Genomic DNA, 14,598 nt, shown 5'->3' with positions numbered 1-14,598 from the left:
ACTCAGTTCTCCTCAGCAGTCTGTCCGTCCGGGAACAGATACCGCTCGCGGTAGCGGCCCAGACGGCGGTGGAATTCTTCGCTTTCCTTGGTGTCGTTGCCGTGGCGCAGGTCGTTCAGGTAGGCGTGGGTGTCAAAGCTGTCCTGTGCCACCTCGATCTGCGCAACTGCCACGTTGCTGCAATGGTCGCACACACGCTCGTAGTTGGTCAGCAGATCGTCCAGCACAAAGCCGTACTCAATAGAGCAGCTGCCGGCCTGCAGGCGGGCGACGTGCCGCGCCTTGATGGCACGCACCAGCTCGTTGACCACAGCCTCCAGCGGCTCAACCTTGGAAGCAAGGTGCAAATCCCCCTTGCGGAAGGCATCGGTGGTGCGGCTCAGGGTATCCTGCACCGCATCCTCCAGCACCTGCAGTTCCTCCTGTGCATCCTTGGAGAAGTGGATCTCCTTCTGGTGCATCTCCTCGGCGGATTCCAGCAGGTTGACGGAATGGTCGCTGATGCGCTCAAAATCACTGATGGTGTGCAGCAGGGTGTTCACGCTCTGGCTGTCGGCGTGGTTCAGTTCCCGGCCGGACAACTTGACAAGATAGGTGCCCAGCGCGTCCTCGTACCGGTCTACCTTTTTTTCCTCGTCCCGCACCTTCTGGGCAAGTTCGTCGTTCCATTCGTGGGTTAGGCTCATGGCTTGCACCACACCCACCCGGGCAAGCTCTGCCATTTCAGCGGTAGCGGCGCGGGCGCGCTCCACAGCCACAGCGGGGGTGTTCAGCAGACGGTCATCCAGCAGAGCAAACTCCTCTTTTTCCGGGGAATCGGGAATGGTCAGGATGGCCAGCTTTTCCAGCCCGGTAGCAAAGGGCAGCAGGATGACGGTAGCAAGGATATTGAATATCGAGTGCACCACTGCAATGCCCCATGCCTCAATGGTGGTATTCACAAAGGCAAAGTGGCAGACTGCGTTGAGCCCATAGAATCCGAACAGGAAGATGGTCACACCGATGATATTGAAGTACAGGTGCACCATAGCAGCCCGGCGGGCATTCTTGTTGGCACCCACGGAGGACAGCAGCGCGGTTACACAGGTGCCGATGTTCTGACCCATGATGATGGGGATGGCACTGCCGTAGGTGATGACGCCGGTGGCGCTCAGCGCCTGCAAGATGCCTACGCTGGCGCTGGAGCTCTGGATGATGCCGGTGACCAGTGCACCCACCAGAACGCCCAGCAGGGGGTTGGAGAAGCGGGTGAACAGACTGGTGAACCATGCCTCGTTTTGCAGCGGCAGCACCGCGTTGGACATGGTGGTCATGCCGGTCATCAGCACAGCAAAGCCGATGAGGATGGTGCCAACACCCTTTTTCTTCTCACTCTTACACATATACAGCAAAATGCCGATAAATGCAAGCACCGGACTAAAAGAAGTGGGCTTGAGCAGCTGGATGAACAGGCTGTCGCCCTGCAAACCGGAAAGGCTCAAGATCCAGCTGGTCACGGTGGTGCCCACGTTGCTGCCCATGATCACACCAATGGCCTGATGCAGCTCCATGATGCCGCTGTTGACAAAGCCCACCACCATAACGGTGGTAGCGCTGGAACTCTGGATGACGGCGGTCACGCACAGACCCAGAAAAAAGCCCTTGAGGGGGTTATCGGTCAGTTTGCTGAGAATTTTTTGCAGCTGGCCGCCGGCCTGCTTTTCCAGTGCCTTGCCCATGATGTCCATACCGAACAAAAACAGGGCCAGACCTCCCAGCAGCGAAAAGACATTAAAAATGGTCATAAGTGTTTTCCTCACTTTATCTTGACGTGTTTTTCTCCTGTGCTTTAAGTATAGAAAAACAATGTAAAATCTGAAATCGCCGAAATGTAAAACCCATGTAAAGTAAGAAAAATGTAAAAATCCTGTGCACGGGCTGCGATGCAGCGTCGGTTTCCCACCCACAGTACAAAAACAGCGCCCCGGGCGTTGTATTTGCCGCCGAATTTTATTATAATAGGAACAAGAGTGCCCGCAGCACAGCGCGGCAAGAGGATACAGGAGGAACCAGGATGGGTACGTTCAATGTTTCGCTTAAAACGCTGACCGACCGCGTCAGCATGGAAGTAGTATACACCCCCCGGGCGCTGGATGAGATCAGCGTGGAGATCGCCGAGGTCAACCGCCCGGGTCTGTTTCTGGCGGGCTACTATGATTACTTCGATAAGCTCCGTTTGCAGATCATGGGTCTGGCAGAAATGAACTTTCTGTCTGGTCTGACGGCAGAAAAGCGCTACGAGGCACTGGAACAGCTGTTCCGGCAGCAGCCCCCGGCGGTCATCGTCTGCCGCAGCGAGGAGCTGGAACCCTTCCCGGAAATGCAGGAGCTGGCGCAGAAGCACGCAGTTGCCTTGCTGCGTTCCAACGAGACTACCTGCACTTTGATGGGCAGCCTGATCAGCGTGCTGAACTTAGAGCTTGCGCCCCGCATCACCCGGCACGGCGTGCTGGTGGAGGTGTACGGCGAGGGCATCCTGATTTTGGGCGACAGCGGCATCGGCAAAAGCGAGCTGGCCATCGAGCTGGTCAAGCGCGGTCACCGTCTGGTGGCAGATGACGCCGTGGAGCTGCGCAAGGTGTCCAACCGCCAGATCATGGGCACTGCACCGGAAAACATCCGTCACTTTATCGAGCTGCGCGGCATCGGCATCGTCAACGTGGCTCGTGTGTACGGCGTGGGTGCCGTCAAGCTAAGCGAAAGTCTGGATCTTGTGGTGCAGCTGGAAGCATGGGACCCCACCAAGAACTACCAGCGCACCGGGCTGGAAAGCGAATACTACGACATTCTGGGCGTAAGCATTCCCAGCACCAGCATCCCGGTCTCTCCCGGCCGCAATCTGGCTGTGGTACTGGAGACCGCAGCCATCAATAACCGCCAGAAGAAGATGGGTTACAACGCGGCCAAGGAGCTGCTGATCCGGCTGGGGCTGGATGACAAAATGGACTGAACCTCTCTATAAAAAGGAGCCTGACCCTATGGAACAACTCAAGCAGCTGCTGACTGCAGCAGGCATTGCTTATAAAGAAAACGAGCCGCTGGCAGCGCATTGTACCTTTAAAATCGGCGGCCCGGCGCGGCTGTTCGTGCAGCCGGCAGATCGGGCACAGCTTTGCCGCGCCGTTGCCCTGTGCAAGGCGCAGGGCGTCCGGCATTATCTGCTGGGCAACGGCAGCAATATCCTGTTTGCCGACGAGGGCTACAATGGCGCAGTGCTGGATATTTCTTCTATGCAGGACGCTGTGCAGGTGCACGGAACACAACTCACCGCCGGGGCGGGCGTGCGGCTCTCGGCGCTGTGCAAAACGGCGCTGGAACACGGCCTGACCGGACTGGAATTTGCTTATGGCATCCCCGGTACGGTGGGCGGTGCGGTCTACATGAATGCCGGTGCCTACGGCGGCGAGATGAAGGACGTGCTGACCACGGTGCAGTACCTCACCGCCGAGGGCGAAATAAAAGAGGCAGCGGCAGCAGAACTTGACCTGCGCTACCGCCACAGCATTTTTGAAGAAAACGGCGGTTGCATCCTCTCGGCGCAGTTTACCCTGACCCCGGGCGAACTGGAAGCCATCCGCGCTAAAATGGACGAACTGATGGCGAAGCGGCTGGACAAGCAGCCGCTGGATAAGCCCAGCGCAGGCAGCACCTTCAAGCGCCCGGTGGGCGCTTTTGCTGCGGCTCTCATCGACCAGTGCGGTCTGCGGGGCTACCGGCACGGCGGTGCCGCCGTCAGTGAGAAACACTGCGGCTTTGTGGTGAACCTTGGCGGCGCAACCTGCGCAGACGTGCTGGCACTGTGCGAGGAAGTGCGCACCATCGTAAAAGAAAAGACCGGCTACGATCTGGAAAAAGAGATCCGCGTAGTCCGCTGAACTGCGGGAATAGAGGGAGTGTGGAACACAGATGGAACTGTTGATCGTCAGCGGACTTTCCGGCGCGGGAAAGTCTGTGGCTATGAATGCGCTGGAGGATATCGGATATTTCTGCATCGATAACGTCCCGGCGGGGCTGCTGCCCAGCATTACGGCGTTTTCCAAGGCGGGCGACAACCAGCTGGAGCGGGTGGCGCTTTCCATGGATGTGCGCGGCTGCCGCAGCAGAGAGCAGATCGAAGCTGCCCTGCAGCAGCTGGACGAGCAGAAAACACCCTATAAGATCCTGTTTCTGGATGCACCGGACGATGTACTGATGCGCCGTTACAGCGAGACCCGCCGCCGCCACCCTATCAGCATTGCAGAGGGCGTCTCTACCCGGGATGCCTTTTTAAAGGAGCGGCAGATCTTACAGCCTTTAAAAGAGCGTGCGGACTATACCATCAACACCGGGCTGCTCTCCACCTCTCAGAACAAAGAGCGCATCTGCGATTTGTTCATGAAAAACGGCGGGGCAAAAAACGCCATGCAGCTTACCATCATGTCCTTCGGGTTCAAGTTTGGCCTGCCGCCGGAAGCAGACCTTGTGCTGGATGTGCGCTGCCTGCCCAACCCTTTCTATGTGCCGGAACTGAAGCACAAAACCGGGCTGGATCAGGAGGTGGTGGATTTTGTCATGAGCCACCCCGAAGCACAGGAGCTGCTGCACCGGTACGAGAACTTTTTGCAGTACGCCCTGCCGCTCTATGTCAAGGAGGGCAAAAGCCAGTTGACCATCGCGGTGGGCTGCACGGGCGGCAAGCACCGCTCCATCACATTCGCACGCAAACTTGCGGAATACTGCACCTCTCTGGGTTACGAGCCCGGGATGCAGCACCGGGATGCCGTGCGCTGAAAACAGAGGAAATACTATGAGTTTTGCATCCAGTGCGCGGGAGGAGATCGCGCAGCGCAGCCCCACCAAGGAATGCTGTGTGCGTGCAGCGGCCTATGGCATTGCCTGCTTTGCCAAATACTTTGATGCCCGCGGCCTTGTGCTGCAAACCGAGCAGCCCCATACGGTGCAGCTGGCGCAGCAGTTGTTTGCCCGCTGCGGCATCCGGGGCGAGATCCTGGAAAAGCCCCGCGCCAGCGGTGTGCTGTATGAGTTCAATATCCGCGATGTGGAACAGGTCACCCGCCTGCATGAGCTGTTCGGCACTACCGGCAGGGAGACCAGCTTGCAGATCGACCCCGGGCTCATCCGCTGCCAGACCTGCGTCAGCGCCTATATTGCCATGGCTTTTTTGTGCAGCGGCACGGTCACCGACCCGCAAAAGGAATATAATCTGGAATTTCTCACCTCCCGGACGAACCTCGCCCGGGATTTTGAAGCGCTGCTGGCCGAGCACGAGTTTGCGCCCCACCGCACCCGCCGCAACGGTGTGAACCTGATCTACGTCAAGACCGGTGCCAACGTGGAGCGGCTACTCCGCTTTATGGGCGCTGCGGATGCCGCAACGCAAATTAGCGTGCTCAAGGCGTTCAAGCAGGTGCGCAATCAGACCAATCGGCAGACCAACTGCGATACCGCAAACCTTGGTAAAACCGCGCGGGCAAATGCCCAGACATTGAAAGCCATCCGCTATTTGCAGGAGCAGCACGCACTGGAGACTTTGCCGGAGGTATTGCAGCAGGCGGCAGCCAAACGATTGCAATACCCGGATCTTTCGCTTACTGCGCTGTGCGGCTGCTTTGACCCGGCTGTGAGCAAATCCGGCTTATCGCACCGGATGAAAAAACTGGAGGCATTGGCAGAAAATCTGCGCCAGCGCCAGCAGGAGGGACAGGAGGCAGTACAATGAGTGAGCCCACCGCAAATACCCGTCCCTTTGCCCATTTGCATATCCATACGGAATACAGCCTTCTGGACGGCGCCTGCCGCATCGATCAGCTGATGGAACGGGTGAAGGAGTGCGGACAGACCGCCATTGCCTGCACCGACCACGGCGTAATGTACGGCTGTGTGCAGTTTTATAAAGCTGCTAAAAAGGCGGGCATCAAGCCCATCATCGGCTGTGAGGTGTATGTTGCTACCCGCACCCGCTTTGATAAGGTAAATAAGATCGACGGCAACAACCACCTGATTCTGCTGTGCAAAAACGAGACCGGTTATAAGAACCTGATCAAAATGGTCTCTGCCGGTTTTGTGGAGGGCTTTTACTCCAAGCCCCGCGTGGATAAGCAGCTTTTGGAGCAATACCACGAGGGGCTTATCTGCCTTTCGGCCTGTCTTGCGGGCGAGATCCCGCAGGCCGTTCTGGCAGGGGACTACGAGCGCGCAAAGGCGACTGCGCTGTGGTACCGGGACCTGTTCGGTGCAGAGAACTACTACATCGAATTGCAGGATCACGGCTTGAAAGAAGATACCACCGTTCTGCCGCAGCTCATCAAGCTTTCGCGCGAGACCGGCATCCCCATGGTAGCCACCAACGACGCTCATTATCTGCGCAAAGAGGACGCCAAGATGCAGAGCATCCTGCTGTGCATCCAGACCGGCAAGACCATTCAGGACGCCGACCGCATGGAGTTCCAGACCGATGAATTCTACGTCAAGACCACCGACGAGATGTACGAGCTGTTCTCCATGGTACCGGAGGCCTGCGCCAACACGGCAAAAATTGCAGAGCAGTGCAATTTTGACTTTGAGTTCGGCCACACCAAGATCCCTTATTACAAGGCCCCGGACGGCATGGACAATCAGGCCTACTTTGAAAAGCTCTGTTGGGACGGCTTGGAGCGCCGCTATGGCCCGGACGTGCCGCAGGCCAACATCGACCGCCTGAAATACGAGATCGGCGTGGTCAAGACCATGGGGTATACCAACTATTACCTCATCGTGTGGGACTACATCAATTTTGCAAAAAGTCAGGGTATCCCGGTGGGGCCGGGACGCGGCTCCGGTGCGGGCAGTATTGCCGCCTACTGCGTAGGCATCACGGATATCGACCCCATCCGCTACAACCTGATCTTCGAGCGCTTTTTGAATCCCGAGCGCGTCAGTATGCCGGATTTCGATGTGGACTTCTGCTACGAACGCCGACAGGAGGTCATCGACTACGTCAACCGCAAATACGGTGCGGACCATGTGGCGCAGATCGTCACCTTTGGTACTATGGCTGCCCGCAACGCCATCCGGGATGTGGGCCGCGTGATGGGCATCCCGTACCAGCAGGTGGATGTGGTAGCAAAGCTTGTGCCCATGGAACTGAAAATGACCCTGAAGCGGGCGTTGGAGGTTTCCAGCGAACTGAAAAAACTTTATGACACCGACCCGCAGGTGACGGAACTCATCGACACCGCATTAAAGGTGGAGGGAATGCCCCGGCACGCCTCTACCCACGCGGCGGGCGTGGTCATCACGCCGGAGCCTACGGATTATTATCTGCCGCTTGCCACCAACGACGGCCTGCCGGTGACCCAGTTCAACATGACCGAAATCGAGGAACTGGGTCTTTTGAAGATGGACTTTCTGGGTCTGCGCACCCTGACTGTTATCCGGGACGCAGAGGTGGCGGTGCAAAAGCAGCACCCGGAGTTCTCCATCCGCAAGCTGGATTATGACGATCCGGATACCTATAAAATGCTGGGTCAGGGCGATACCGAGGGCGTGTTCCAGCTGGAATCCTCCGGCATGAAGCAGGTGCTTGTGGGCTTGCAGCCCCAGAACCTTGAAGATGTCATTGCTCTGATCAGCCTGTACCGCCCGGGCCCCATGGATTCCATTCCCACCTATCTGCGCAACCGCCACGAGCCGGATAAGATCAGCTACAAGACCCCGCAGCTGGCGCACATTCTGGATGTGACCAACGGTTGCATCGTCTATCAGGAGCAGGTCATGCAGATTTTCCGGGAACTGGCGGGTTTCTCCTTCGGGCAGGCAGATAACGTCCGCCGCGCCATGAGCAAAAAGAAGCACGCCGTCATGGAGGCAGAGCGGGAGCATTTTGTGCACGGCTGCACCGAGCCCGGCCACGAATGCCCGGGCTGCGTAGCCAACGGCATCCCGGAGCAGGTGGCAAACCAGATCTATGACGAGATGTCCAGCTTTGCGTCCTACGCCTTCAACAAGAGCCATGCAGCCTGCTACGCCTATGTGGCATTCCAGACGGCTTATCTCAAGTGCCATTACCCCAGCCAGTTTATGGCGGCATTGCTGACCAGTGTGCTGGATAATACAGATAAGATCATTGAGTATTCCGGCGAGTGCGCCCGTCTGGGCATCAAAGTCCTGCCGCCGGATGTGAACATCTCCAACGGAGGCTTTACCGCCGATGATAACGGACAGATCCGTTTTGGGTTGAACGCCGTGAAAAACGTAGGCCGCAACCTCATCGAGAACGCAGTCACCGAGCGCAGGGAAAAGCCCTACACCAGCCTTTACGATTTCTGCAAGCGAATGCACGGCAGCGAGCTGAACCGACGCTCGGTGGAAAGCCTGATCAAAGCCGGTGCCTTTGACTGCTTCGGCTCTAACCGCCACAGCATGGTGGAAGCGGTAGAGGGCATCCTTAAGAGCATCGAGACCGACTCCCGCCGCAATCTGGAGGGGCAGCTGGATCTGTTCTCCGTGATGAGCGGGGAAGTGCAGGAAAGTCCGCAGGCGGACGTCTACGAGATCCGCCCCTTGGCAGAGTACACCCCTGCCGAGCTGCTGCAGCAGGAAAAAGAGGTCAGCGGTCTGTATCTGTCCGGCCATCCGCTGGACGCTTACCGGGAAAAGTCTGCCCACATCGGTTCCCATACTATCAAAGACCTCACCGGCGAGGATGCCCATGTGCAGGACGGTGAGAAGGTGCGCATCGTGTGTGCGGTGGTCAGAAACCGCATGATGACGACCAAATCCAACAGCATGATGGCCTTTACCAGCGTGGAGGATCTGACCGGCACCATGGAGGTGATCGTGTTCCCCAAGGTGCTGGACAGGTTCCGGGATGCCATTCAGGAAAACGCTGTTGTGGTCATCGACGGTCGGCTTTCCGTGCGGGAGGATGAAGCCTCCAAGCTGCTGGCAGACAGCATTCTGCCCATTGACAGCTACGACCCGACCCGCTTGGATAAAGGCCGCCCGGATCCTGTCAAAACAGCTGCCCGGCGGGTGTTTATCCGTCTGCCGTCCCGCAACTGTCCCCAGTACGATAAGGTGGTGAACCTGCTGGAAATCTTTGATGGTGATATCCCGGTGATCCTGTATCTGGAGGATACCAAGCAGAAGTTGGCTGCACCGCGCCGACTGTACACTTCCGGCCATCCGCTCTTCTTCAAAGAGCTGGAGCGGCTGCTGGGCGCAGAAAACGTTGCAACAAAATAACATATTTGTGCACGAATGGCACCGCATGGGACGATTTTAAATTTTCCAAGTGGCACGAAGCGCGAAAATAACACGATATATCGCTACTATTTTACACTGCATGGAATTGCATAAAGTCTCAAAACCCTATTGAAATTTGTCTGGATGGTGTGCTATAATCATTAAAGGCGAATCAAAGCTGTTGCAAAGCAACTGGCCTGTTTCTGGAAGAAGAGGGTACAGGCAAAAGGGTAAATGAAGAACTGAACTGTAAATTGGAGGGAATCTCTCGTATGGAAAAGCAAATCAAAACGATTGGCGTGCTTACAAGCGGTGGTGATGCTCCCGGCATGAACGCTGCTGTGCGCGCTGTGGTACGCACCGGCCTGCATAAGGGCTTCCGTATGATCGGCATTCAGCGCGGCTATAACGGCCTGCTGAACGGCGAGTGCTTTGAAATGAACCTGCGCAGCGTTTCTAACATCATCTCTGCTGGCGGCACCATTCTGTATACGGCACGCTGCCTGGAGTTCAAGACCAAGGAAGGTCAGGATAAGGGCGCTGAAAAGTGCCGCGAGCTGGGCATTGACGCGCTGGTCGTTATCGGCGGCGACGGCTCCTACCGCGGTGCCCGCGCACTGGCACACCGTGGCATCCCCATGATCGGCCTGCCCGGTACCATTGATAACGATATCGGCTGCACCGATTACACCATCGGCTACGATACTGCCATGAACACCGCGCTGGAAATGATCGACAAGCTGCGCGACACCACCCAGAGCCACGACCGCTGCAGTGTGGTCGAGGTCATGGGCCGCAACGCCGGTTACATTGCTCTGAACGTGGCCATCGCCTCCGGCGCTATGGCTGTGCTGCTGCCCGAGAAGGAATTCGATATGCAGCGCGACATTCTGGATAAGATCGCGGAGACTCAGAAGACCGGCAAGCGTCACTTTATCATCATTGTGGCCGAGGGCGTGGGTCATGCACAGGAGATCGCTAACGAGATTCAGGCCCGCACCGGTATCGATTCCCGCGCAACCATTCTGGGTCATGTGCAGCGCGGTGGTTCTCCCACCCTGCGCGATCGCGTGAATGCTTCTGCCATGGGCTATCAGGCCGTCTGCCTGCTGGAGCAGGGCAAGTATAACCGCATCGTCGGCATGAAGGGCGAGAAGCTGGTGGACTACCCCGTGGACGAGGCTTTGGAGATGACCAAGAGCCTTGACCCCGTGCTGGTGGATGTGTGCAACACCATTTCCATCTGATTTTAACGTCAAATACAAGAGCTATCCGTTCGGTTTTTCTGAGTGGATGGCTCTTTTTTACTGCCATTTTTTCAGATGTGACGTATTACGAGTAATAATTAACAACTTTTTGTTTACAAACATCTCCAAATAAGTTATACTGAGAAAAACGGAGGTGCCGCCATGAAATACAGCTGGATCGACTCGGAGCTTCTGCAAAAGCCTGGTGTTACCAAAGACTTACAGGCAGAGTGGAACTGGATAAGATATCACATCGGCGGCAAAATGTTTGCAGCCGTCTGTCTGGATGATGCCACAGGAAAGCCGGTGTATATCACCTGCAAGCTGGACCCCGCCGAGGGTGATTTTTTGCGCCGACAGTATGAGGATATCATTCCGGGCTACTATATGAATAAGGTGCATTGGAACTCCGTAAAAGCAGATGGAAACGTGCCGGATGCACTGCTGCGGGAGATGCTGGAAAAATCTTATCGGCTGGTGCTGGGAGGCTTCAGCAAAAAGAAGCAGCGTGCGCTGCTGGAAGGAGAAAAGAAGGATGCCATTTGATTATAAGAAAGAATATAAAGAGTTCTATCTCCCACCGAAGAAACCGCAGATCATCACCGTCCCTGCGATGAATTTTGTGGCGGTACAGGGCAAAGGCGACCCCAACGACCCGGCAGGGGAATACAAGGCAGCGCTGGAGCTTCTGTACGGCATTGCATTTACCATTAAAATGAGCTACAAGGGCAGCCATAAGATGGACGGCTATTTTGAATATGTCGTTCCGCCGCTGGAAGGGCTGTGGCATCAGCCCGGGGCAGAGGGTGTGGATTTTTCCAACAAGGAGACCTTTATCTGGACCTCCATGATCCGTCTGCCGGAATTTGTCACCCGTGCCGAATTTGACTGGGCAGTGCAGGAGGCAACAACCAAAAAGAAAAAAGACTTTTCTAAGGTGGAATTTTTCACCTACGATGAAGGCCTGTGCGTACAATGTATGCACATCGGCTCCTATGACACCGAACCGGAGACCCTGCGGCAGCTGGATGCGTTTGCAGCGGAGCAGGGATATTGCCCGGATTTTTCAGACACGCGCTTCCATCACGAGATCTATCTGGGCGACCCGCGCCGCACCGCACCGGAGAAGCTGAAAACCGTGCTGCGACATCCGATCCGCAAAATAGAATAACAGAAAACTTCACAAAAACTGTCGCTTTTTGTTGTAAGATGTGCTATACTAAATTTATCTGTAAAACACATTTTAAAATGGAGGAAAACATCATGCAGCATGAAACTGTCATCGTGCTGGACTTTGGCGGACAGTACAATCAGCTGATTGCCCGCCGCGTCCGAGAAAATAATGTCTACTGCGAGATCTATTCCTATAAAACCGATCTTTCGGTCATCAAGGCCAAGAATCCAAAGGGCATCATCTTCACCGGCGGCCCCAACAGCGTTTATCTGGAGGACTCTCCCACCATCGACCCCGAGATCTTCAGTTGGGGTGTGCCTGTGCTGGGCATCTGCTACGGCAGCCAGCTGATGATGCACCTGCTGGGCGGTCATGTCTGCCGCGCTCCCGAGCGTGAGTACGGCAAGACCGAGGTGTTCGTGAACACCGAGAGCAAGCTGTTCACCGATGTGCAGCCCTCTACTATCTGCTGGATGAGCCACAACGACTACATTGAGCAGGCAGCTCCCGGCTTCCAGATCACTGCCCATACCGCAAACTGCCCTGTGGCAGCCGTTGAAAACGCCGAAAAGGGTCTGTACGCCGTACAGTTCCACCCGGAGGTTCTGCACACCGCCGAGGGCAAGAAGATGCTGCGCAACTTCGTGTACAACGTCTGCGGCTGCTCCGGCGACTGGAAGATGGATTCCTTTGTTGAGAACAACGTCAAGGCTCTGCGTGAGCGCATCGGCGAGGGCAAGGTGCTGTGCGCCCTGTCCGGCGGCGTGGATTCCTCCGTACTGGCCGCCATGCTGGCTAAGGCCATCGGCAAGCAGCTGACCTGCGTGTTCGTGGATCACGGCCTGTTACGTAAGAACGAAAAGGAAGAGGTCTGCTCTGTCTTTGGCCCGGGCAATGCCAACGGCTTCGACATCAACTTCATCTGTGTGGATGCCCGCGACCGCTACTTCAGCAAGCTGAAGGGCGTCACTGAGCCGGAGCGCAAGCGCAAGATCATCGGCGAAGAGTTCATCCGCGTGTTCGAGGAAGAGGCCAAGAAGATCGGAAAGGTGGACTTCCTTGCACAGGGCACCATCTACCCCGACGTGGTGGAGAGTGGTCTGGGCGGAGAGTCCACCGTCATCAAGAGCCACCACAACGTGGGCGGTCTGCCCGATACCGTGGACTTCAAGGAACTGGTGGAGCCTCTGCGCAACCTGTTCAAGGACGAGGTCCGTCAGGCCGGCCGCGAACTGGGTCTGCCCGAGTATCTGGTCAGCCGTCAGCCGTTCCCCGGCCCCGGTCTGGGCATCCGCATCATCGGCGAGGTGACCCCCGAGAAGGTCACTATCGTGCAGGACGCTGACGCCATCTGGCGTGAGGAGATCGCCAAGGCCGGTCTGGATAAGGAAATCAGCCAGTATTACGCAGCTTTGACCAATATGCACAGCGTTGGCGTTATGGGTGATGAGCGCACCTACGATTACGCCGTTGCGCTGCGCGCCGTGACCACCACGGACTTCATGACCGCAGAAAGCTACGATATGCCGTGGGATGTTCTGGGCACTGTCACCAGCCGCATCGTCAACGAGGTCAAGCACGTCAACCGCGTGTTCTACGATTGCACCGGTAAGCCGCCTGCAACGATTGAGCTCGAGTAATCTGCAAACCCTGAAAAGTATTGATGAAACGCAATATTTTGAGAACTGAAAGGCTTTCTGATACTGTTTTGATACTATCAGGCGATTATTCATAAAGAGAGACATGAGAATGCCCTCTGAGAAACGGTAAGTTTTTCAGAGGGCATTTTTGTGTCTTTTATTCTTTACGCCACTTTTTCTTCGGCTCGTACCGGCCGCAGCCATCAGCGGTCTGGGGCCAGTTGAGCTTCCATTCCAGATACTCTTCTTTGGTGATCTCGCCCTCCCGGAGCTGCTTCTTACGGAGCTGCCACTCCTTTAAGAAATCATCCAGCAGACGATAGCGGAAGCTGACTGCCATGTGCTTTTCCGGGAAATCTGGGTCGGTGGTGTCTATGACCTCGTAGAGCCGGGTGCCGGGATAGTGCTCGTCCAGCTCGAACAGAGTGTACATCACATCCTCTGCGGCGTACAGGGTCGGCTCATAGAGGGAACGGTAGTTCACATCCAGCACCTCCGCAATCTTGCGGAGCAACTCTTCTTTAGGAGTGCGGGTGTTGCTTTCGTATTGTGCGATGCGGATGTCTGCGCTTTTCTCCTCAAACCCGATGGCAATGCCCAGTTCTTTCTGGGTCATACCTCGGAGGTTGCGGGCACGTTTGATGCGGTCACCGACTGCCATGCGATTGCCTCCTGACTTATTGCAGTCCAACTTTTGATTCGTTGACAACACCGTTGGACTGCATATCGCAAATAGGTTGGTTTTGTCGTAAGGTGCTTTAACCTTGCGATAAACATTTTTGTTAAGTATAGTATAGCACAGAAAAACAGGAGGTGCAATAGAGAATAAACAAAAAAGTTTAAGATTTTACCTGAAAGTCTCTTGACTTAACGGAATGTGTTTAGTATAATGAGAGCACAAAAAGATAAGCAAAAATGCTTAGCAAAATTGAATGACCGCCAAACTGATCCAAACCGCCAAGACCTTCCGAAAGGAAGCGAGCGCTCCACAAGGGGACGGCACAGCACCGCAAAGGGGATATGCCTGCCGGAAGTCAGCGAGGATGAAGCGGCACCGAAACGAAACCGACAAGGAAAGGACAAAAAATGGCAAACAGCATTTTTATCAAGGCAGACGAGCTGGCAAAGGAACTGGACATCTCCCAGGGTCTGGCGTACAAGATGATTGCCCAGTGGAACGAGGAACTGAAGGCCAAAGGCTACACGACCGTAGGAGGCCGGGTAAGCAGGAGGTACTATCAGGAGAAGATCTACGGGGCAGGAGAGGAGTGAT

General features: G+C 55.9%; 12 protein-coding genes. 10 read left to right on the top strand and 2 right to left on the bottom strand.

Annotation, left to right across the window (positions count from 1 at the left end; translation table 11 throughout):
* Positions 1-2: 2 nt before the first annotated feature.
* Positions 3-1,784, bottom strand: a complete 1,782-nt coding sequence (locus MTP39_RS07840; RefSeq protein WP_249240079.1) for a Na/Pi cotransporter family protein — start codon at positions 1,782-1,784, stop codon at positions 3-5.
* A 269-nt stretch (positions 1,785-2,053) separates the two neighbouring features.
* Here MTP39_RS07840 and hprK point away from each other — a divergent pair, with 269 nt between their 5' ends.
* From hprK to guaA, 9 genes are all read left to right on the top strand, one after another.
* A complete protein-coding gene (gene hprK / locus MTP39_RS07835) occupies positions 2,054-2,989 on the top strand; it encodes an HPr(Ser) kinase/phosphatase (RefSeq protein WP_117526175.1) in 936 nt (311 codons plus the stop codon).
* Between the two features lie 28 nt (positions 2,990-3,017).
* Positions 3,018-3,914: a UDP-N-acetylmuramate dehydrogenase gene (gene murB / locus MTP39_RS07830; RefSeq protein ID WP_249240078.1), complete on the top strand. Its 897-nt coding sequence runs from the start codon at positions 3,018-3,020 to the stop codon at positions 3,912-3,914.
* Between the two features lie 31 nt (positions 3,915-3,945).
* Complete coding sequence (gene rapZ / locus MTP39_RS07825; RefSeq protein ID WP_249240077.1) at positions 3,946-4,809, top strand: RNase adapter RapZ; 864 nt, start codon at positions 3,946-3,948, stop codon at positions 4,807-4,809.
* A gap of 16 nt (positions 4,810-4,825) precedes the next feature.
* Positions 4,826-5,758, top strand: coding sequence for a DNA-binding protein WhiA (whiA, locus tag MTP39_RS07820; RefSeq protein WP_249240076.1), 933 nt, complete (start codon positions 4,826-4,828; stop codon positions 5,756-5,758).
* Entirely contained in the window at positions 5,755-9,264 is a 3,510-nt protein-coding gene (locus MTP39_RS07815; RefSeq protein ID WP_249240075.1) for a DNA polymerase III subunit alpha, read from the top strand. The genes whiA and MTP39_RS07815 overlap by 4 nt, the downstream gene beginning before the upstream one ends.
* 272 nt (positions 9,265-9,536) lie before the next feature.
* Positions 9,537-10,511, top strand: coding sequence for a 6-phosphofructokinase (gene pfkA, locus MTP39_RS07810; protein ID WP_005925738.1), 975 nt, complete (start codon positions 9,537-9,539; stop codon positions 10,509-10,511).
* Positions 10,512-10,673: 162 nt separating this feature from the next.
* Positions 10,674-11,057, top strand: coding sequence for an MmcQ/YjbR family DNA-binding protein (locus MTP39_RS07805; protein ID WP_249240074.1), 384 nt, complete (start codon positions 10,674-10,676; stop codon positions 11,055-11,057).
* Complete coding sequence (locus MTP39_RS07800) at positions 11,047-11,682, top strand: GyrI-like domain-containing protein (RefSeq protein ID WP_249240073.1); 636 nt, start codon at positions 11,047-11,049, stop codon at positions 11,680-11,682. The genes MTP39_RS07805 and MTP39_RS07800 overlap by 11 nt, the downstream gene beginning before the upstream one ends.
* A gap of 92 nt (positions 11,683-11,774) precedes the next feature.
* Positions 11,775-13,325 carry a glutamine-hydrolyzing GMP synthase gene (gene guaA / locus MTP39_RS07795; RefSeq protein WP_044960590.1) on the top strand — a complete coding sequence of 517 codons (1,551 nt, stop codon included), beginning with the start codon at positions 11,775-11,777 and terminating at the stop codon, positions 13,323-13,325.
* Between the two features lie 157 nt (positions 13,326-13,482).
* Here the strand turns inward: guaA and MTP39_RS07790 are convergent, their stop codons facing one another.
* Positions 13,483-13,986, bottom strand: coding sequence for a helix-turn-helix domain-containing protein (locus tag MTP39_RS07790; RefSeq protein ID WP_158401606.1), 504 nt, complete (start codon positions 13,984-13,986; stop codon positions 13,483-13,485).
* A 425-nt stretch (positions 13,987-14,411) separates the two neighbouring features.
* On the opposite strand from MTP39_RS07790, the gene MTP39_RS07785 reads away from it, so the two are divergent.
* Positions 14,412-14,597, top strand: a complete 186-nt coding sequence (locus MTP39_RS07785) for a hypothetical protein (protein ID WP_055184318.1) — start codon at positions 14,412-14,414, stop codon at positions 14,595-14,597.
* The last annotated feature ends 1 nt before the right edge of the window (position 14,598 follow it).

It is taken from the genome of Faecalibacterium sp. I3-3-33 (genome assembly GCF_023347295.1).
GTDB lineage: Bacteria > Bacillota > Clostridia > Oscillospirales > Ruminococcaceae > Faecalibacterium.
Note: the sequence above shows the minus strand (reverse complement) of the source record. Positions and strands in the feature narration are given on the sequence as shown.